Raw genomic sequence first — 20077 nt, 5'->3', positions numbered from 1 at the left:
CTGTGACTTTAGGTCAAGAGTTTCATTTGAATGATTTCACTGGCGTTTTGCAGTCGGCTGATTGGTTCAAGTGGGTGTTTCAGGCTCCAAAGCAATTGAGACCAGATGACAGTTTGCGGAAATGGATGAGACTCGGTTTTCCTCGGTAGGCGCATGCCGAATTTTGCTGGAACAGGGATCGAAACTTGGCCTAGTGCGAGCATGACAAGCATTCGATACAGCTCAAAATGTTGCTTAATGGTTCCGACCGGAGAACCGTCGCGATAGCGCAGCAGCTTCCCTCTGCCATTGGGATATTGCGTATCGGCGAAAATGCTCCACCGCACTTCGCGTCCCTTGGCTTCTTTCGGCACGTTGACGAGCAAAGTAGTGACCGCAAGTCCGCCCCCAGGTAGTGTGATCGAAACGTCGGGCGGAATCGGAATCTGGCCAATGCCGGTTGGCGATTGCAGGAGCAGAGTAGTCTGTGCGAGTGATGAGTAACGATTTTGTGCGACGATACGAAAGAGAAAAACCTCGGTCGTCTTGTCGACTTCGCCATAAAAGGTGAAAGTCACTCCGCTGCGTTCAAAGATCAAATTGTTAGCAAAGTATCGCCGCAAAAAATCGGGGGCCTTATCAGGGATCCGCATCATTACAGCAATGATTGCGATCGCGACGAGAAACCCTAACACACAAAGCGGAAAAGCAATTTGCATGGCCCAAGCTGGTTGTCCAGGTTCGTCCATCAGCCAAATGATCCCAATGAACATAATTGGGATGAACGTGGCGACAGCGATGACTGCCATAAGATTGCGTAAAGCTAGGAACATCGGAGAGACAGCTCCTCGGTGAATGTAAATCGAGTAGCGGCTTAATTTTAGCGTCCACTTTTCAACGTACCTAGAACAAAGAAAACCGCCTGAGATGCTTCACGCTTCTCAGGCGGTTCCTGTTTGCCAACGTCGTTGAGGTGGAACAATCGTCGTCAGACGGCGATCTGTTCTTCCATCTCTTTCGCCAGCCGCTTTCGAGCGACATGCAAACGACGCTTGATGGTGCCAATTGGCGCATCAAACTCGTCGCTCATCTCACGCAGCGACTGACCTTCGACGTAAAACGCTCGCAGCGTTTCGCGGTCGAGATCACGCAGTTGGGCCAGGCCCGAGTGCAGGGTCTCGGCTCGTTCGCCGTCGATCAACGCGTGCAGCGGAGTCCGGCGATCGACGCAAGTCGCCGCCAGGGTGTCCGGCTCGGTCGCGATGTCAGGAGGACGTCGCACGGCGCGGTTGATCGCCATGCGGACGGTGATCGATCGCAACCAGCCGGGGAAAGCCGCCGGCTCACGCAGCTGATCAATCTTCTGCATCGCTTGGATGAAAACGTCCTGGCACAGCTCTTGCGCTTCTGCGTAATCCCGCAGTCGCTTCAGCGCGATCGCGAACACGACCCCCTGGAACTGCTCGACCAATTGGCCGAAAGCGTCACGGTCGCCGATTTGCGACGCCGCAACCAGGGTGATCATCCGCTCTTTTTCGTCGATTTGCGTGTGGTCAGTCATGGGAAACTCTCTCTCTCGTATGGTTTTGTATGGAACTGCTGAGGACGCAGAGGCGGCGGCAGGCGAAGGTGCGTGCGACCGCGATTCGGGCGAAGAGCAGGAGGCTTCTTGGAGAGCGCGAAAACAGACCAACAGGGTGCTGTCAACGCGATCCAAGAGCGACTAGCTCAGGCGCCGTCGGGGCGAGCCTTGCAGACGAGAAGCGAGACAAATTGTCTGACGCGGATGCGTCTTAGCTTCTGCCTATCCAGGCCGGCGACACTTCTGGTCGCACGGAGCCCCAACTAAACGCCGGCTGTAGTTGGCCTAGTTGCATTGGTTTTTGTTCCAATGAACCTGATAGCCAACACTCGCCGCCGAGCCATGACGGTTTCAGACCGCCGCCCTGCTTATTGGGCGGTGTCAGATGGGTCATGGCGTGACCATAGAGACGCATACACGTGAAGAACCCATCACGAGCGACATCAACGGCGACCACGGCGACGCGGGCGACTGCAGCGACAACAATGTTTTCGCGGATGTTGATAATGTCGTTACGCATTGTGAGTTCCTCCTACGCGGTTTGCGCAGTGAGAGAGTGAATAAGAAGTCTTCCCCCGACCTACCCTGGTGGGGAACATTGAAATATAACGCGCCGCCGAAGCTTCAGCAACTTTGTGAAATAATTACCGAAGTCGGTTCTCTAACCGCAACGTGCAGTTAGCTTGGCACACCAATAAGACGATACTTCGTCGGATTGGTTCACACGCTACGGACATATTTTCTAAAAATCTTGCGCCCAGAACGTACGGTTGTTCACACTTTGTCGCAAGTCTTTACAGTGAAACATCTTGCATGAAATGGATTCTGGCTGGAAACTTAGGCCGCAGCGAGGATTCTCTCGGCAAGAGACGAACGGCGACTCTTTGGATAGGGTGTGATTCTCCTAATTTAGCCGCTCATCACACCCAAATTCGATTACCGGTGTGGTTCGGGCTTCGAGTTTTCTCCTACAGGCTCTATGTGATTTTGGGAGCGATTCAGGCGAAGCGATTGGGCCGGTTCGTGCGGCAATTTCGGGGGCGCTTCGTTGCCGCCAACGCCGGTTATACGGTTGTTAAGAGATCGATCAATTCCCTAGACTTCCTTTCCTACCTTGTGTGATGACTATCGCCGCCAGCCAGATTGACCCATCGCGGACTAATCCGCCTGCGGCGTCACACACGAGTTGGCCGATTGAGTTAGTCGTGATCGTCCCGGCGATCGTTGCACTTTCCCTCTCTGCCCAAGCCCCAGGCTGGGTACAGATGTGGTTATCCGCGGGATCGATTTATCTCGCTTGTAAGTGGATCACTTGGAGTACGACCTCGGTCAGTTCAACCCCTGCCCGAAATCTTGCCTATTGGTGGGCTTGGCCAGGACTTGATGCGCCAGCCTTTCTCACCATCCAACCCAAGCCCCCGATCCCATCGCCGCTGGTTACAGAATGGGCCTTTGCCGCGCTAAAAACGGCGCTCGGGGGATTTCTGTTGGCTACCGCGATAGGCTGGGCTGATTGGTTACATCCACTGGCCGTCGGATGGCTGGGGATGTTTGGGCTGATTTTCTCGCTACATTTCGGTTTATTTCATCTGCTCTCTTGTTGGTGGAGAAGTCGCGGAGTCGATGCGCCGCGTTTGATGAATGCTCCGCTGGCGGCGACGTCTCTATCCGACTTTTGGAGCCGACGCTGGAATGTCGCGTTTCGTGATCTGACACATCGTTTTTTATTTCGACCGTTGGCTGCTCGCTTTGGTCCACAGTGGGCCGTGATCCTTGGCTTTTTATTTAGCGGCGTCTTGCATGATGTTGTCATCTCGATCCCGGCCGGAGGGGGTTATGGCTGGCCAACAGGTTACTTTGCGCTGCAAGGGGGCGCAATCCTGCTCGAGCGTAGTCGCTTCGGAAAACGTGTTGCGCTGCATCACGGAGTGCGGGGAAGGGTATTTGCCGCCGTCGTGTTGATCACACCGATCACCTGGCTGTTTCACCGGTCGTTTGTCGAGCAGATTATCGTCCCGATGCTGCTCGCGTGGAAAGAACTCGGATGAGTCTCGAACTCGAAACGATGTTGCGAATCGTCGGCGGCATGCAATTGTGCGTGCTGTTTGCCTCGGCGCTGGTCCCGTTTCAGCTTAACTGGAAAGCAGAATTGGCCTGCTTATCCAAGCTCCACCGCCAAATGTATTGGGTGTACGGGGGATACGTTGTGCTCTCGATCGTCGCTTTTGGACTAATCAGTTTGCTGAACGCGGCCCAGTTAGCCGGCGGAGACTTTTTGGCGCGTTCGTTTTGCCTGTACGTCGCCATCTTTTGGGGACTGCGCCTCCCGCTGCAAGCGGTCTTCGACGTGAAAGCCCATCTGACCACTTGGTGGTTGAAACTGGGATACCACACGCTAACGCTGCTGTTTGTCTGCTTTACGGTGATCTATGCCTATTGCGCACTGCGACCTTAAATCGCGGCAGACCGGACCGGACAGCTCCGTTGTTTTCTCTGTAAAGGTGTTGTCTGGACTGCGACGTTTTTTCAGCTGAAGTGCACAGCATTCGAGGTTCCGTCTTGCGCAGCAAACAAACCCGCCAACCACTCTCATGGTTGTCGGTCTTGATGTTGGCGTCTCTAAAATTCTTACCGTGTCCGGCCGCGCTTCACCCGCGGCCCGGCCGTGTTCCATTCTTCTCTTCGGTTTAGCCGCCGACACCAAAGATCGTCTCGACGTTGCCGCGTAGGACCAGGCGGCCTAGTTCCACCGCCCGTTCTTCGCTCCAGCCGCGGTCGATGACAAATCTTTCGGCCAAGACTTTGGCCAGGATTCGTTTGAACATGGCGAACTTGGGCATGCCAAATTCCAGCTTGTACATGTCGCTGTAGTAGCCGATCACTTTGGTTTGCGGGATCGCTTCGAGCCGCGCAGCCAAATCGTTTTCGATGTAGGCCGGCGTGTTGCTGTACCACCAGTGTCCGTTGGCGACGACGTTGGGGAAAATCCAGCTATAGCTGACCAGCTCTTGATTGGTGACGCTGGCTAACACCGACACGGGGAAGGTGACGTCGCTGAATGCGTTAAAGAGTTGGCGGTATTGAATCAGCGAGACGCGGCTGTCGTACAGGTCTTGCCCTTGATAGACGCCGGTTTCATAGACGCCGCGATTGACGCCGATCATCAGATCGAACGGCAGCTTGTGCTCACGACAACGTTCGGCCAGCGACCAAAAGACAAAGTTCGCCGCGGCGTGGCGATCGTGGGGATCGGCGTCATGGCCTTGGCCTAGGATGTTTTTGATCGCGATATCAGCGCGGTTATCGCTGACATAGTGCGGCGCAAAGTCAGGCGGTAGCGAGATCGCACATGCTTTGGCGTTATTGCTGACGAAGTGCGCAAACAGTTTGTCGAGCGCACTTTCTAATGCAGCGCGACCATTGACCGAAATGCCGGTCGCATTTTCTAGACGCTCGGCGACGGTCAATTTCGACAAATGAAAGACGAGGTCGTCAGTTCGCAAGCAAGGGATATAACGCGAAGTGTCAAAGCCCTCTAACGCGTCGTCAAAGTCGTTGGTCAGAAAGACCCCTTCCAACTTGCTTTCGCGCAGGACCGTCTCTTCCCAATCTTCGCCGGCCATCTTTTCGGCAGCGGTATCGTAGAGCGCCTCCCAATTGTCAGTGGTCAGCCGATCATCGGCGAAACCAAACATTTTCTGGGCGAACTCAATGAACCAACTGTATTGGATCGTGTTTTCGATCGGGCCGAAATTTTCGACCAAGCGGCGCACTTTTTCTTTAGGGTCGAGACCCGGCTCTTCGATCTGATCTTTCGGCATGCCGGCCGAGTGAGATAGCTCGGTGTAGTAGTGATACCCCAAGATATCTGCCAGCGTCGTTGACGCCGCACTCAGCGGATTGATATGCGAATGGGGGTCAACCAAGACGATTTGGTCTAGTTGTTCAAATAGCTGTTTTCGCAACTCAATCGACATGGGGCGCCGGCTCGTTGAGGTGTTGGATGACAAAAATCTCAGCGTAACTGAAAGAGATGTACATTTCATCCCCCAGGTAAGCCGGATACTGGGTGGCCGTTTAGGTCGTTAGCGGGAGTTCAGACAAGCGGAACTCCTCATATTTTGTGGCGAGCGTCGCTTCTAAACCGTCGAGCGGGCAAAACAAGAGTCGCACGCGGACTCGGCGAATCACTCCTTTTTCGAGCGACTCAGTAAACATGCGGACCGTCAGGTGGGTGGGTTCGACTAAGATTTCGTCGGCGTCGCCGGGGTAAAAGAGGACGCAGCAAACGGTTTCTTCATCGACCGTCACGGCGAGCGCTACTTCTTCTTCCGGTTCTAAGCTGGATTGGGCAGGGACCAAATGACCGGCCGCCAACCGAAAAACCTGTTGTGTCGGAAGCTTGATCGCCAGCGGCGCCGCATGGTCCAACAACGAGGTTTGTCGCGATAAGATGAATTCGCAGGCCGATTCGGTCGGAATTCCACGAATGTAGGCTTGGGTCCGGACAGGGACTTCCGGCGTATCTTCGCTGGTGAATACGAGATCGTCTTCGCGAATGTAGGCCTCCCAGGCGGGGGCATCTTGCCAGTCAATCTTGACCGTTTGAGTGCGACCCGAGTTGAGATCGCAGAGTCCGACCACCATTTGTTCGGCGAGGGTCACGCCTAAGAGAAGCGAAGCTGATTCGTACTCAAACGGGGCGGATGCCGATGCAGCCGACGTCCATAGAGATGCAGAAGGCATAAGGGGGCAAAGATTGAACGAGTGAGGAAATAAAAAAACCCCGTCGCTCACCAAGGTGAGTGACGGGGCCGGAACAGAGAAGAGGCCGAAATGGCGCCCACAGGGCGAGGCGTATGAAAAGTATGATGCCTTAATTGGCTGCTCTTCCACTCGTCATGATAACAAAGTAGTCGTCGTTGTCCACCTTTTGGTTCCCAAAATCTTCGGTGAAATTTTTGGATCGGTCATTCTCAATCGCTCGGGTAGTTCGCAAGCGGCCGGCTTCTTTTATCATTGGGGCAGACGGAGACCAACCAGGCGACCAAACTGGCCACGAGCCGAGGGGACCAAATGCCCGATTATTTAACGACTTGTGAAACGGCGGCCCGTGCTGCAGGACAGGTCTTGCTCGATTGGCAAGGGAAGTTTCGGGTCCGCGAGAAGGGACGCGCTGACCTAGTTACTGAGGCGGATGTCGAAGCCCAAAAAGCGATTCAAAAAATTGTGCTCGACGATTTTCCGGAACATGGATTCTTGGGAGAAGAGGAAGACCCGGCCAATGCCGCATCTGCTCAGTACGAATATCGGTGGATCGCCGACCCCCTTGATGGAACGACGAACTATGTCCATGGGCTAGCAAACTATTCGGTATCGTTGGCTTTGCAACATCGCGGCCAAGTGATTGTGGGCGTCGTCTATGACCCGGTGCGTGACCAATGCTTTGCAGCGGAACGCGGCCGCGGCGCCACCCTGAACGGTGAGAAACTGCAGGTCAGTGAGATTACCGAATTGGAGTATGCGTTGGTTGCGGCTAGTTTTGCCGCCGGCATTCAGCGCGACTCGCCTGAGATTCAGCAGTTCATCGAAGTTTTGGTCCGATGTCAGGCGATGCGGCGGCTTGGCTCGGCTGCTCTGAATCTGGCCTATGTTGCAGCAGGAATCTTGGACGCCTACTGGGCTTCGAGCGTTAAAATATGGGATATCGCCGCCGGCGTGTTGCTGGTCGAAGAAGCAGGCGGAATCATTCGTAGCGTCGGCGGAGGCCCGCTGGACTTGAATCACCCCAAGGTGCTCGCCGCATCGACCGACGCGTTACATGATCAACTACAAGCAACGATCCAAGTTTGACATCTGAGATCTGATTCGGAGCATTCTTCCCAATGCTGATTCGCCCTGAAACGCCGGACGATGTGCCGGCCATCCGCCAGCTATTGCTGGCCGCATTTCCGACCGCGATTGAAAACGAAATTGTCGATCAACTGCGCGACTGCGGCTGCGAGCAGTTGTCATTGGTTGGGGAAGTAGAAGGCAAAATCGTTGGTCAAGTGCTGTTTACGCCGGCGACGATCGAATCAGAAGGCCGCGTTATTCAGGGGTGGGGGCTTGCGCCGGTCTCGGTTTTGCCTCAGTCGCAGCGCCGCGGAGTTGGGGCGGCATTGATCGAAACAGGGCTCGCTCAACTGCGCGACAGCGGTGCGCTGTTTGTGATTGTGCTGGGCGATTCTGGCTACTATCAAAAATTTGGATTTCAACCTGCGTCACGGTGGAACGTCAAATCAGAGCTGGCAGGCGTTCCGGACGAAGCGTTTATGATGTTGGTCTACAAGCCAGATGCGATTGGCGTCGGCGGAATTGCCAAGTATCGCCCCGAATTTGCGTCAGCCGTTTAGGGTTGCATTTGCTAGCGAGCGGTTCGCTTGATCTTGACCTTTCTATTGCTTCTCTCTAGCTTTTCGCGAGAGGCCCAAAGTTCATAGGACGAACAAGCGGCCGAACAGTCTGCTGAACGCATTCATCAGGCTGCAAAACATGGAAGCATGGAGAATCAAGGATGAGCGCTCAAGAGTCGGCGGGCCGTCCCGCCTCGGTTCCGTTGTTGGATGTCGCCCGCGGCAATGCACCTTTGCAGACCGAATTTGTCGCGGCGCTGGAAAACGTCCTTCAGTCGGGCCGGTTTGTGTTTGGGCCTGAGGTTTTTGAATTAGAGCAGCAGATCGCAGAGGCTTCGCAGGCCAAATATGGAATTAGCTGCGCGTCGGGCAGCGATGCTTTGTTGCTCGCTCTGATGGCGTACGATATCGGCCCCGGCGACGAAGTGATCGTTCCTAGCTTTACCTTCTTTGCGACGGCCAGCGCCGTCTGGCGGTTGGGGGCCAAGCCGGTGTTTGCCGACATTGACCCGGTCACTTTTAATATCGACCCGGCGGCCATCGCCGCGGTCGTGACACCGAACACCAAAGCGATCATCCCGGTACATTTGTTTGGTCAGGCGGCCGACATGGCTTCGATCAACGCCATCGCCGCCGCGCACGATTTATGGGTGATCGAAGACGCCTGCCAGGCGATTTTGGCCGAATACGACGGTCAACCGGTCGGTTCGATCGGCGATGTGGGCTGCTTTAGCTTCTATCCGACCAAAAATCTGGGCGGCATGGGGGACGGCGGCATGCTGACCACCAATGACGAAGCGTTGGCGAACAAGCTGCGACTTTATCGTGGTCACGGGATGGAGCCCCGCTATTACCACTCGGTGGTCGGGATCAATAGCCGGTTGGATACGTTCCAGGCCGCCACGTTGTTGGTGAAAATGCCAAAGTTGGCCCAGTGGACCGAGATGCGCCGCGAAAATGCAGCTCGCTACAACGATTTGTTTCAGTCGGCCGGGATGGATGAGTGCGTGATTTTGCCGGTGGAATACGCCGACCACAAACATGCCTGGAATCAGTACACGGTTCGCGTACCGCAAGGTCGCCGCGATGCGCTGCGGAAGCACCTAGCCGACCACAAAATCGGGAGCGAGATTTACTATCCGGTCCCGCTGCATCAACAAGCCTGTTTCGCCAATATGGGGGAACATGCTTCGCTGGTCGAGACCGAAAAGGCCGCGTTAGAAGTGCTGAGCCTGCCGATCTTCCCCGAACTGACTGCTGCCGAGCAACAAGTTGTGGTCGAAGCGGTCGACAAGTTCTATTCGGCGATTCAAAAGAAAGCGGTCGCTTAAGCCGCTGCGTGTAGGTTCTAATGAACGAAGTCGCCCCCGCTACTGGCGGCGACTTCCCGCAAAGATCCCCTGATCCCCCGTTTTTCGCAACACTGAGCGGGGGGAATCGAAAATGATGGGCAATTGAGCGTATTTGTTGGACGCAACATGCGTCGATTTGTATAATCAGTTGTTGAGTCAAGCCAAATCCTTCCTGCCTGCGGCTTCTCTTAAGCTTCCTCGCCTGATTCCCGCCTTTTAATTGGATTCTGCCCCTTGCGATTTTCTTCGCTGCTATTGTCGATTGCGCTCATGCTAGCGGCTGTTTCGTCGCTGTTGGCCGAGCCTGCACGTCATCAGGCGAAATTTGATCAGCAAGTCAAACCGTTTTTAACGAAGTATTGTGCCGATTGCCATTCTGGTGATTTCGCCGAGTCAGGGGTCGATCTGGCTTCGTTTAACACGGCCGAGCAGGTGATGACCACTGGTCGCAAAAGCTGGCAAAAGACGCTTGATCTGCTGGCCTCAGGCACGATGCCTCCTAAAGAAGAAGCGCAGCCTTCGGCCGAAGAATTGGCCCAAACGCTGCAGTGGATCCGTGACGCGCTGGCTGACTACTCGTGCGATGGTCCGATTGATCCAGGTCGCGAGACGATCCGGCGTTTGAACCGTGTTGAGTACGAGAACACGATTCGCGATCTATTGGGGATAGAGTTTAAAGCGTCCGAAGAGTTTCCGGCAGATGATGTCGGCTACGGCTTTGACAACATTGGCGATGTTCTTTCGCTCTCGCCGTTGCTGCTGGAAAAGTATTACGATGCCGCCGAGACGATAGCTAATAAAGCAATTGTGACCGAACCGGCGAGCCTGATCAAAACCGATCGGCTGAATGATTTCAAACTGAAAGATGGGTCGAAGAGCGACGATCGTATTAGCTTTGCTTCGCACAATGTGGCGAAGACTGATTTTGAAGTCGCGACGCCTGGCGAATACAAGCTTTCGATTCGTGCTTTTGGCACGCAAGCCGGCGATCAGCTCCCCAATATGCACGTCAAATTTGACGACGTCAGCAAAGACATTGCGGTCGACGCGCAGCGCGGCAAAGAAAAGAGCTACGAGATCACCAAGCGGCTGAGCAAAGGGAAGCATCATGTGGAGATCTCGTTTACCAACGATTTCTACGATCCCGACAATCCCAATCCGCAGCGGCGCGATCGTAATCTGATGGTCACCAGCGTCAAGCTGGTTGGACCGCCAGACGTGAAGCCGACAGATTATCCCGAGTCGCATCGGGCGATTTTTATCGCTTATCCAGGGGAAGAGGGGGTCACGGCCGAAGCGGCGACGCGGCGCATTTTGACCCGTTTCGCATCCCGCGCCTATCGTCGTCCTGCTACGGCGGACGAAGTGAATCGCTTGTACCTGCTGGTCAGCAACTCGCAGTCAGGCGGCGCCAAGTTTGAAGAATCGATCCGCGATGGCGTGATCGCCATCCTTTGCTCGCCCAACTTTTTGTATCGGGTCGAAATGGATGAAAGCAAACAGCCGGTTCGCGAGCTTACAGAATATGAGTTGGCTTCGCGGTTGTCTTACTTCCTGTGGAGCAGCGCACCCGATCAAGAGTTGTTAACGCTGGCCTACGAAGGCAAATTGCGATCGCAGTTGGATCAACAAGTTGCTCGGATGATGAAGTCGCCGAAAAGTTCGGCTCTGGTCGAAAACTTCGCCGGTCAATGGCTGCAACTGCGCAACTTAGAATCGGCGAAACCCGATCGACGCCAGTTTCGCTCGTTCACGCCGCAGTTGGCCTTGGAGATGCGTCGCGAGACCGAGCTCTTTTTTGACTCGATCGTACGCGAAGACCGCAGCATTTTGGATTTGATCGGCGCCGACTACACCTACATCAACGAATCGCTCGCCAAGCATTACGGCATCAAAGACATCAAAGGGGATGAATTCCGGAAAGTGTCATTGAGCGACAAAGGTCGCGGCGGAATTTTGACGCAGGCCAGCATTTTAACGGTCACCTCCAACCCGACCCGTACTTCGCCAGTCAAACGGGGTAAATGGGTGTTAGAAAACCTACTGGGAACGCCGCCGCCGGATCCTCCGGCCGATGTGCCGACGTTAGAGGGGCAAAAAGAGTTGACCGGAACCCTCCGCCAGCGGATGGCCCAGCATATGGCGAACCCGGCCTGTGCGTCTTGCCACAAGCGGATGGATCCGATTGGGTTCTCTTTGGAAAACTTTGACGCGGTTGGGGCTTTTCGAGAAAAAGATGAAGGTCAAAAAATTGACGCCAAGGGAGAGTTGCCTGGCGGGATACAATTTGAAGGCGCCAAAGGGCTGCGCGAGGTTATCCTCAAGGATCACCGCGACGAATTTGTTCGCACGTTTGCAGAGAAGATGCTGACCTACGCTTTGGGCCGCGGTGTCGAGTACTACGACATGTGTGCGGTCGATTCGATTCAAGCTGAATTGGAACGTAACGATTACCGTTTCTCCGCGCTGGTGAAAGCGATCGTTCATAGCGATCCTTTCCAAAAGCGCCGCACGAATTAACGGATAGGGAGTCCGAGATGAACAGTAGCATTTCTCGTCGTACGCTGCTTCGTGGCTTTGGCGCCGCGATCGCGTTGCCCTGGCTGGATCAGATGGCGCCGATCGCTTCGGCGGCTGCGTCGACTGGGAAGCCGCCTGTGCGGATGGCCTTCTTGTACGTTCCCAACGGAGTCAACGTCGAGCAATGGCGTCCCCAAGGCGAAGGCGCTAATTGGCAGCTTTCTCCGACCTTGTCGTCGTTGAAAGACGTCAAGTCCGAGATGACGGCGTTCTCTGGACTGACGCTTCGCGGTGCGTTTGCGCTAGGAGACGGAGGCGGCGATCATGCTCGCAGCGTCGCATCGTTTTTAACCGGTTCTCATCCGAAGAAGACCGACGGCGCCGATATTAGTAATGACGTCTCGGTCGACCAATTCGCCGCGTCGCGCGTTGGATTCGCCACCAAATTTCCGTCATTAGAACTCGGTTGCGAACCGAGCGCTCAGGCCGGCAAGTGCGACTCTGGCTATAGCTGCGTTTACACGTCCAACATGGCTTGGCGCAACTCGACCTCGCATGTCGGCAAAGAGATCAACCCCCAGGCGGCGTTCGATCGTTTGTTCGGCAACGAGAATGGTAAAGAGTCGGCCGAGAGCCGCGCGCTGCGTCACAAGCGGAAGAAGAGCATTCTTGACTTTGTGATGGATGACGCCCAGCGTTTGAATCAAAAGCTAGGGAAGTCGGACCAGCGCAAGCTTGACGAATATCTGTATGCGGTACGCGAGATCGAACGTCGCGTACAGCAGTCGATCAAGCTGGATGGCGTTGAGGTCGATGTGCCGGACTATCCGCGTCCGGCAGGGGTTCCGGCCGATTACAGCGAACATGTCCGCCTGATGATGGACATGATGGTTCTGGCGTTCCGGACCGACATGACTCGGGTTTCGACCTTTATGTTCACCAACGCCGGCAGCAATCGCACCTACAACAACATCGGCGTCAGCGACGGTCACCACTCGATCTCGCATCACGGGCGCAACAAAGAGAAGCTTGAAAAGATTGCCAAAATCGACGCCTTCCATGTCGAACAATACGCCTACTTCGTCAAGGAACTGCAGAAGGTTCGCGAGGGAGACGGCACCCTGCTGGACAACTGCATGGTGATGTACGGCAGCGGGATCGGCGACGGCGATCGACACAACCACGACGACTTGCCAATCATCATGGCAGGCCGCGGCGGCGGAGCGATCAAGCCGGATCGTCACCTGAAGTACGACGACAATACCCCGCTGACCAATCTCTATGTGTCGATGCTCGAAATCATGGGCGCCAAAACCGATCGCTTTGGCGATTCGACCGGTAAACTGACCAATCTCGGCTAATCGGCACATTCGTTCCGCAAAATCCGCACAACAGGGCGCGACATGGGTCGCGCCCTGTTTTTTGCGCATTTGCCTTCGGCGGCAGGGCGATATGATAGAAGCTGAACATGAAATGCTTTCCCTCAAATGTGCGTTTGCCGTTGAAGTGGTCGCTCTTTCAGCTTGTCTGCCTTGCCCTTTCGGCGTGCGGGACCAACTGTGTCCTGGCCGACAGTCCAGATGTGCTGCGCCCTGACTTTGCTACCCAGGTCCTGCCGATCCTGACGCAACACTGTTTCGCCTGTCACGGGCCTGATCAAAAGCAGCGGCAGGCCGATCTGCGACTAGATCGGCCGGCGGCATTCTTTGAGCGCCGTGGTGATCAGGCGGCGATCGTCCAGCCAGGCGATGCAACCGGTAGCGAACTCTATCGGCGTCTGGTCTCAAGCGATCCTGAAGTCCAAATGCCGCCGCCTGAGCACGGCGATCGGCTAACACTTGATCAGATTGCGACCCTCAAACGTTGGATTGATACCGGCGCCCCATGGAGCGGGCATTGGGCGTTCGAGCCGATCACCAAACCGGCGCTGCCTGCCGCTTACCCAGGTTGGAGCGACTTGCCGATTGATCGCTTGGTCGCAGCAAAGTGGGGTGAGCATAAATTCTCTCCAGCTCAAGCGGCCGATCGCGAGATGCTGCTGCGTCGCGTTACGTTCGCCCTCACAGGTCTGCCGCCGTCAGCCGACGAAATTAAATGCTTTCTCGCCGATGATCAGCCGAGAGCCTATGAGCGAGTTGTCGATCGGTTGCTCGCGTCGCCGCGTTACGGAGAGCAGATGGCTCGACATTGGCTTGATCTGGCTCGTTACGCCGACACGCATGGGTTCAACATTGACAGCTATCGCGAAATGTGGCGGTGGCGTGATTGGGTGATCGACGCCTACAACGCGAACATGCCGTTTGACCAATTTACGATCGAGCAACTTGCCGGCGACCTGTTGCCTGACGCGAGCATCGATCAGATCACGGCGACTGGTTTCAATCGCAATCATCCGATCAACGACGAGATGGGGGCCATCCCAGCAGAATACTTGCACTTTTACGCCGCTGACCGAACCAACACGACCGCAACCGTCTGGCTCGGTCTCACACTGGCTTGCGCCGAATGTCACGATCACAAGTACGATCCGATATCGCAGCGCGATTATTACCAGTTTTACGCCTTCTTTAACAATGTGGATGAGCTGGGTCTGGATGGCCGCCGCGGCAACGCTGCGCCGCTGCTGATCAGTCCGACCAAGCAACAGCGACAACAGTTGGCGCAACTGGATGAGCAAATCGACGCGCTCGACTGGGCGTTGGCCAGCACGCAGAACCGGGCCACCGCGGCGCTGGCCGCTTGGGAGACAACCGCGGAGCAGGGCAACGCCAGTTCGCAGCCGCCTGCCGATAGTCTGGCCCGCTTTACTTTGGATTCAGAGAGCGATCTAGTGCAAATCGATCGTGGGCAGGATGAGGAAGCGATCTTTTTGCCTGGTAAGTTTGCTCAAGCGCTGCTGTGCGATGGACGGACGCTGGTCACGCCTAGCAACCCGATCCCGTTGGAAGATTCGTTTTCGGTAGGGCTTTGGATTTATCCTACCACGTCCAGCCGGACGGTTTTGCTGGCGCATCCTGACTTTACGCTATTGCTTGAACATGGCGAACTAGTTTACGAATCGCCTGAGCGACTTCTGCACACAGCGGACGTCATCACCAAAAATCTGTGGCAGCAGGTGACGTTGGTGGTCGAAGGCAAGAGTGTTGCACTTTATCGCGACGGGGCGGCGCTCCCGCTTTCACTCCGCAAGCAACTGGAGACGATGGAAGTCGACGACGAGCCTTTCCAAGTCACCACGTTGCAGATCGCGAGTGCTGGGGACTCGGTTGGTTTTCGGGGCTTGCTGGATGACGTGCGGATTTACAATCGAGCGCTCGATCCGCTCGAAACGCAACGTCTGGGCGGGGGGAACCCGATCGGCGAGATTCTTGCTCAGCCGGTCGCCGATCGCAGCGAAGTAGAGCAAAAAACGTTGCTCGACTATTTCTTGCGCAAGACGGATAAGAGTTACGCGCGCCAAGTTGAGCAGCGCGAATCGCTTGCTCGACAGCGACGCCGGTTGGTCGAGAGTTTTCCCGAAACGATGGTGATGCGCGAGCGCAAAGATCGCCGGCCTGCCCATGTTTTGCAGCGTGGACGATATGACCTGCCAGGCGAAGCCGTAACGCCGGGCGTTTTAAGTTGTTTGCCACCACTTCCGATTGGCGCCGAGTCTGATCGGTTAGCGTTGGCGGAGTGGCTGGTCGATGAGCGTCAGCCGCTGACAGCGCGTGTTGCAGTGAACCGTTATTGGCAAATGCTGTTTGGTTTACCACTGGTCGCAACGCCGGAAGATTTTGGGCTGCGAAGCGAACCGCCGACGCACCCCGAGTTGCTTGATTATTTGGCGGCAGATTTTCGCGACAGCGGTTGGAACGTGAAGCGACTGCTCAAGCAAATTGTGATGTCGTCGACCTACCAGCAAACCTCCGCCGTTTCGGCGGACAAGTGGCAAGCAGATCCAGCCAACCAATGGCTCGCGCGTGGGCCGCGGCTACGTCTCGCTGCAGAAGAAGTCCGCGACGCGGTTCTCGCGGCGAGTGGGCTATTGAACGAAGAGTTAGGTGGGCCCAGCGTCCGTCCATATCAACCGCCTGGGCTATGGGAGGCAATATCCTATGGTCGCGACTTTACCGCGCAGCGCTACGTGCAAGATCACGGTGATCGCTTGTACCGCCGCAGTCTTTATACGTTTTGGAAACGCTCGTCTCCTCCTGCCAATCTAGCTGTCTTTGACGCGCCGAACCGTGAGATCTGCACGCTGTTCCGCAGTCAGACCAACACGCCTCAACAGGCGCTGGTACTGATGAATGATCCGACGTTTGTTGAGGCGGCGCGCGTGTTAGCCGCTAAGTCGATGCAAGCCAACGACAATCTTGATCCGCAAATCTCGACCACGTTTATCGAAGTGATCTCACGCCGACCGACGTCAAAAGAATTGCAGTTGCTGCGGCAGTTGTATCAATCGCAACTGGCGCACTACGACGCACACGCCGCTGCGGCGAAAGAATTGCTGGCGATTGGCGAATCGCCGGCTGCCAATTTGCCCATCGCTGCGCATGCTGCGATGACCATGGTGGTCAGTACGATTATGAACCTCGACGAGGCGATCCACGCCAACTAAAACGATGCACCACCCGCAACAACAACTCGCTAATCTGCTCAGCCGCCGATTGTTTTTGGGCCAGGCCGGTTCGGCGCTGGGCGCAGCGGCGCTGGTTTCATTAGCGGAAACGCCGCTGCAGGCCGCCAAGCGTCACTCTTTCGCCAAGGCGAAGCGGGTCATTTATCTCTGTCAGTCGGGCGCTCCTTCTCAGCATGACCTATTTGACTACAAGCCGTTGTTGGCAGAACGGCAAGGGGAAGAATTACCCGAGTCGATCCGCGCCGGGCAACGTCTAACCGGCATGACTGCCGATCAAACCACGTTTCCGCTGACGCCTAGCAAGTTTTCATTCTCGCAATATGGAGAAAGCGGCGCCTGGCTGAGCTCGGTCTTGCCGCATACAGCCAAGATCGCCGACGACGTTTGCTTTATTCACTCGCTCCACACCGAAGCAATCAATCACGATCCGGCGATGACGCTGTTGCAGACCGGGACGCAGCAGCCAGGTCGCCCAAGTCTGGGAGCCTGGGTCAGCTATGGTCTGGGAAGCGAAAACGGCGATTTGCCAGCGTTTGTCGTCTTGATCTCGCGAGGCAGCAGTTTGGGAAACCAGCAACCGTTAGCCGACAAACTGTGGGGAAGCGCCTTTCTGCCGGCTGAGCAACAAGGGGTCAAGTTCCGCGGCTCGGGAGATCCAATCCTGTACTTGGGCAATCCCGCTGGCGTCTCACGACAATCCCGGCGCCAAATGATCGCAGCGGTCGCCGAGTTGAATCGCTTGGAAGCAAAAACGATTCCTGATCCGGAAATCGAGGCTCGCATCTCTCAATATGAACTCGCTTATCGCATGCAGGCTTCGGCGCCAGAGTTGGTCGATTTTCGGGATGAACCCGAGTCAACCTTCGCCTTGTATGGAGACGACGCGCGGACGCCTGGCACCTTTGCGGCCAACTGTTTGCTGGCTCGCCGCCTGGCGGAGCGGGACGTCCGTTTTATTCAGCTTTACCATCGCGGTTGGGATCAGCATCTGCATCTGCCGCGTGATCTATCGCGACAATGTCGCGATGTCGATCAAGCATCGGCGGCACTAGTAATTGACTTAAAGGCTCGGGGATTGCTGGAAGATACGCTGGTTGTATGGGGGGGAGAGTTCGGCCGGACCGCCTATTGCCAGGGAGAGTTAACCGTCGATGATTATGGCCGCGATCATCATCCTCGCTGCTTCACCATCTGGATGGCCGGAGGCGGCGTGCGAGCAGGGATTCAATACGGAAAAACCGACGAGTTTGGCTACAACGTCGTAGAGAATCCAGTCCATATCCACGATCTGAATGCGACCATCCTGCATCAACTGGGCGTCGATCACCTCGATTTGACCTATCGCTACCAAGGTCGTGATTTTCGGTTAACCGATATTGCCGGCAATATAGTGCAGAATATCTTGCGATAAAAAGCAGGGCAGGCCGTGCCTGCGGATTGGGGCTGGACTGCGGAAACTACAAAGAAATTTAGTACGACGGTGGGCTGGCGATGGCTGCTACAAAACAGCAACTTGATTGGCGGCGGATCGGTGATGAACTCGATTTGTTCGGCTGTGCAATCGTCGATCTGTTTTCGCCTGCTGAGTGCGCCGCCCAGATTGCATTGTTTGAAGAGCAATCGCTCTTTCGCAAGCATGTAATCATGGAGCATCATGGCTATGGCCGCGGGCAGTATAAGTACTTCGACTACCCGTTGCCCACGCCGATTGCCGAACTTCGCAGCACGCTTTATCCAGGCCTAGCCGCGATCGCCAATCGTTGGAATGCCGCATTGAAATTGGACGAACGATTTCCGGAGACTCACTCCCAGTTCTTAGATCGATGTCATCAGGCAGGCCAGTCGAAGCCGACGCCGCTACTGTTGCGCTATGACGCGGATGACTTTAACTGCTTGCATCAAGACGTCTACGGCGCGCACTTCTTTCCCTTGCAGATTGCGATTTTGTTGAACCGCCCGAGCGTCGATTTCAGCGGGGGCGAGTTTGTATTGACCGAGCAACGCGCACGGATGCAGTCGCGCGTCGAAGTCGTTCCGTTGCAGCAAGGACAAGCAGTCATCTTCCCCGTGCGCGAGCGTCCGGTAAAGGGAACACGCGGCTATTATCGGGTGAACATGCGTCACGGCGTCAGTCGCTTACGATCGGGACGACGCCATACGTTGGGAATCATCCTGCATGATGCGGAGTAGCCCGATTTTCCAAGCATCCGATTTACAATTTTTGCAGTTCGGTGCTCAGGTTCACGAGGTCTGCGGACGTCGATTTCATGCCGCTGATTATCGTCGATTGTTCTTCGATTGCAGCGGCGACGGCATTGCTGTTTTGACTAACTTCGATGATGCTCTTTGAGATTTCGTTGGTCGCTGTCACCACCTGACCGATGTTCATGCGGATTCCACTAACGCGTTGTGCAATAGTTTCTGTGGCGCTGCGAGTTTCTGTCGCCAACGATTTGACTTCGGACGCGACGACGGCGAAACTTCGTCCTGCTTCTCCAGCTCGCGCTGCCTCGATTGTCGCATTGAGAGCGAGTAGATTTGTCTGATCCGCCAATTCACGGATCAGAGTCACTACATCATCAATTTGTGCACTGCATTCTTCAAGCTGGTTGATATAGATGTTAGTTGATTGAGATTGTTCCTCAGCGGTTCTCGCCAGGCTGGCCGTTCGATTCACATTTCCGCTGATCTCTCGCATGGCGGCCGCCATGTCGTTGACGTTTGCCGCCACCGTGTTGCCAACTTGACCCAGGTTTCCGACTTGGCGACGAATGGCTACATGCTCGGTGCAGACGATCCAGGTCGCCATGACTCCGGTCCGTTGATTGTTGCGATCACGAATGTCGCGAACCTCAAGATCAAGAATTTCAGTTCCCAATGGGATTTGTGCTCGAATGGGGAATTTGCTCTGATCGGCCAGTATGCGCCGTTGGTGTTCGGGATTTTTATGAAAGATGTCAATGCTGCTGCCAATCACCTTGTTGACCGGGATGGGCAATAGATTTTCGATCGCTTTCAGCGCCGAGATAGAAGCCGGGTTGAGGTAGCGGATGACAAAATCGCTGTCCGCGAAAATCAAATTTGTCGGCAAGTTCTCGACCATTGACATCAAACGGAACGCTTCTTTCTCTACACGGACCTGTTCGGTCACGTCAATCGCGTATTTGACAATCTTCTGTGGGATGCCGTTTTCATCGAGAACCGGATTGTAAGTTGCTTGGATGTAGACTTCGCGATTCCCTTTCCCCAGTCGCATGAACCTTTCGGACTGGAATTTTCCAGCATTGAGCGATCGCCAAAATTCGACGTATTGCGGACTCGCGGCGAAGTCCTTGTCGACGAACATCGAATGATGGCGACCCACGACTTCCTCTAGGGTATAGCCCAGCGTGTTTAAGAAGTTGTCGTTCGCGGTCAAGATTTTTCCGTCCATCGAAAATTCAATCGTCGCATTGGAGCGATTGATCGCATCAAGCACTTGCAGTGAGTTCCTTAACGCTTGTGGATCGGCAGGCCGTTCTGTCGCGTCGTTTTTTCCACCAAGCGTGAACCAAGAGACGACTCGGCTTAGTCCTCGAAGTGCCATGAAAATCTCACTCTGTGCAAAAATGGGTTGCTAGGGAAA

The 20077-nt window shown here is 55.3% G+C and carries 16 protein-coding genes; 10 read left to right on the top strand and 6 right to left on the bottom strand.

Features of this window, described 5'->3' with window-relative positions; translation table 11 throughout:
* Positions 1-8 precede the first annotated feature (8 nt).
* From SH421x_RS21485 to SH421x_RS21475, 3 genes are all read right to left on the bottom strand, one after another.
* Positions 9-788: a hypothetical protein gene (locus SH421x_RS21485; RefSeq protein ID WP_488852069.1), complete on the bottom strand. Its 780-nt coding sequence runs from the start codon at positions 786-788 to the stop codon at positions 9-11.
* A gap of 179 nt (positions 789-967) precedes the next feature.
* On the bottom strand, positions 968-1540 hold the full coding sequence (locus SH421x_RS21480) for an RNA polymerase sigma factor (RefSeq protein WP_488852068.1): 573 nt from the start codon (positions 1538-1540) through the stop codon (positions 968-970).
* Between the two features lie 232 nt (positions 1541-1772).
* Positions 1773-2081: a hypothetical protein gene (locus SH421x_RS21475; protein WP_488852067.1), complete on the bottom strand. Its 309-nt coding sequence runs from the start codon at positions 2079-2081 to the stop codon at positions 1773-1775.
* 745 nt (positions 2082-2826) lie between these two features.
* On the opposite strand from SH421x_RS21475, the gene SH421x_RS21470 reads away from it, so the two are divergent.
* Both SH421x_RS21470 and SH421x_RS21465 read left to right on the top strand, forming a co-directional pair.
* Positions 2827-3609 carry an MBOAT family protein gene (locus SH421x_RS21470; protein ID WP_488852066.1) on the top strand — a complete coding sequence of 261 codons (783 nt, stop codon included), beginning with the start codon at positions 2827-2829 and terminating at the stop codon, positions 3607-3609.
* Positions 3606-4016 carry a hypothetical protein gene (locus SH421x_RS21465; RefSeq protein ID WP_488852065.1) on the top strand — a complete coding sequence of 137 codons (411 nt, stop codon included), beginning with the start codon at positions 3606-3608 and terminating at the stop codon, positions 4014-4016. Before SH421x_RS21470 ends, SH421x_RS21465 begins: the two co-directional genes overlap by 4 nt.
* Before the next feature lie 232 nt (positions 4017-4248).
* Here SH421x_RS21465 and SH421x_RS21460 read toward each other — a convergent pair whose 3' ends face one another.
* Positions 4249-5538, bottom strand: coding sequence for a glucuronate isomerase (locus SH421x_RS21460; protein ID WP_488852064.1), 1290 nt, complete (start codon positions 5536-5538; stop codon positions 4249-4251).
* 100 nt (positions 5539-5638) lie between these two features.
* Positions 5639-6307, bottom strand: coding sequence for a hypothetical protein (locus SH421x_RS21455; protein ID WP_488852063.1), 669 nt, complete (start codon positions 6305-6307; stop codon positions 5639-5641).
* 330 nt (positions 6308-6637) lie between these two features.
* On the opposite strand from SH421x_RS21455, the gene SH421x_RS21450 reads away from it, so the two are divergent.
* The 8 genes from SH421x_RS21450 to SH421x_RS21415 all read left to right on the top strand — a co-directional run bounded on the left by SH421x_RS21450 (position 6638) and on the right by SH421x_RS21415 (position 18642).
* Positions 6638-7414: an inositol monophosphatase family protein gene (locus SH421x_RS21450; protein ID WP_488852062.1), complete on the top strand. Its 777-nt coding sequence runs from the start codon at positions 6638-6640 to the stop codon at positions 7412-7414.
* Between the two features lie 32 nt (positions 7415-7446).
* Positions 7447-7956 carry a GNAT family N-acetyltransferase gene (locus tag SH421x_RS21445; RefSeq protein ID WP_488852061.1) on the top strand — a complete coding sequence of 170 codons (510 nt, stop codon included), beginning with the start codon at positions 7447-7449 and terminating at the stop codon, positions 7954-7956.
* A gap of 161 nt (positions 7957-8117) precedes the next feature.
* The gene (locus SH421x_RS21440; RefSeq protein ID WP_488852060.1) at positions 8118-9287 is read left to right on the top strand and encodes a DegT/DnrJ/EryC1/StrS family aminotransferase; all 1170 of its coding nucleotides are present in this window, start codon (positions 8118-8120) and stop codon (positions 9285-9287) included.
* A 255-nt stretch (positions 9288-9542) separates the two neighbouring features.
* On the top strand, positions 9543-11828 hold the full coding sequence (locus SH421x_RS21435; RefSeq protein ID WP_488852059.1) for a DUF1592 domain-containing protein: 2286 nt from the start codon (positions 9543-9545) through the stop codon (positions 11826-11828).
* 17 nt (positions 11829-11845) lie between these two features.
* Positions 11846-13189, top strand: a complete 1344-nt coding sequence (locus SH421x_RS21430; RefSeq protein WP_488852058.1) for a DUF1552 domain-containing protein — start codon at positions 11846-11848, stop codon at positions 13187-13189.
* A 107-nt stretch (positions 13190-13296) separates the two neighbouring features.
* The gene (locus tag SH421x_RS21425; RefSeq protein WP_488852057.1) at positions 13297-16431 is read left to right on the top strand and encodes a DUF1553 domain-containing protein; all 3135 of its coding nucleotides are present in this window, start codon (positions 13297-13299) and stop codon (positions 16429-16431) included.
* A 4-nt stretch (positions 16432-16435) separates the two neighbouring features.
* A complete protein-coding gene (locus SH421x_RS21420) occupies positions 16436-17863 on the top strand; it encodes a DUF1501 domain-containing protein (protein ID WP_488852056.1) in 1428 nt (475 codons plus the stop codon).
* 80 nt (positions 17864-17943) lie between these two features.
* Positions 17944-18642, top strand: a complete 699-nt coding sequence (locus SH421x_RS21415; RefSeq protein WP_488852055.1) for a 2OG-Fe(II) oxygenase — start codon at positions 17944-17946, stop codon at positions 18640-18642.
* 22 nt (positions 18643-18664) lie between these two features.
* Here the strand turns inward: SH421x_RS21415 and SH421x_RS21410 are convergent, their stop codons facing one another.
* Positions 18665-20038, bottom strand: coding sequence for a methyl-accepting chemotaxis protein (locus tag SH421x_RS21410; RefSeq protein WP_488852054.1), 1374 nt, complete (start codon positions 20036-20038; stop codon positions 18665-18667).
* Between the last annotated feature and the right edge of the window lie 39 nt (positions 20039-20077).

The sequence above is a fragment of the Blastopirellula sp. SH421 genome, from assembly GCF_057808535.1.
This window is presented reverse-complemented; position numbering and strand designations above follow the sequence as displayed.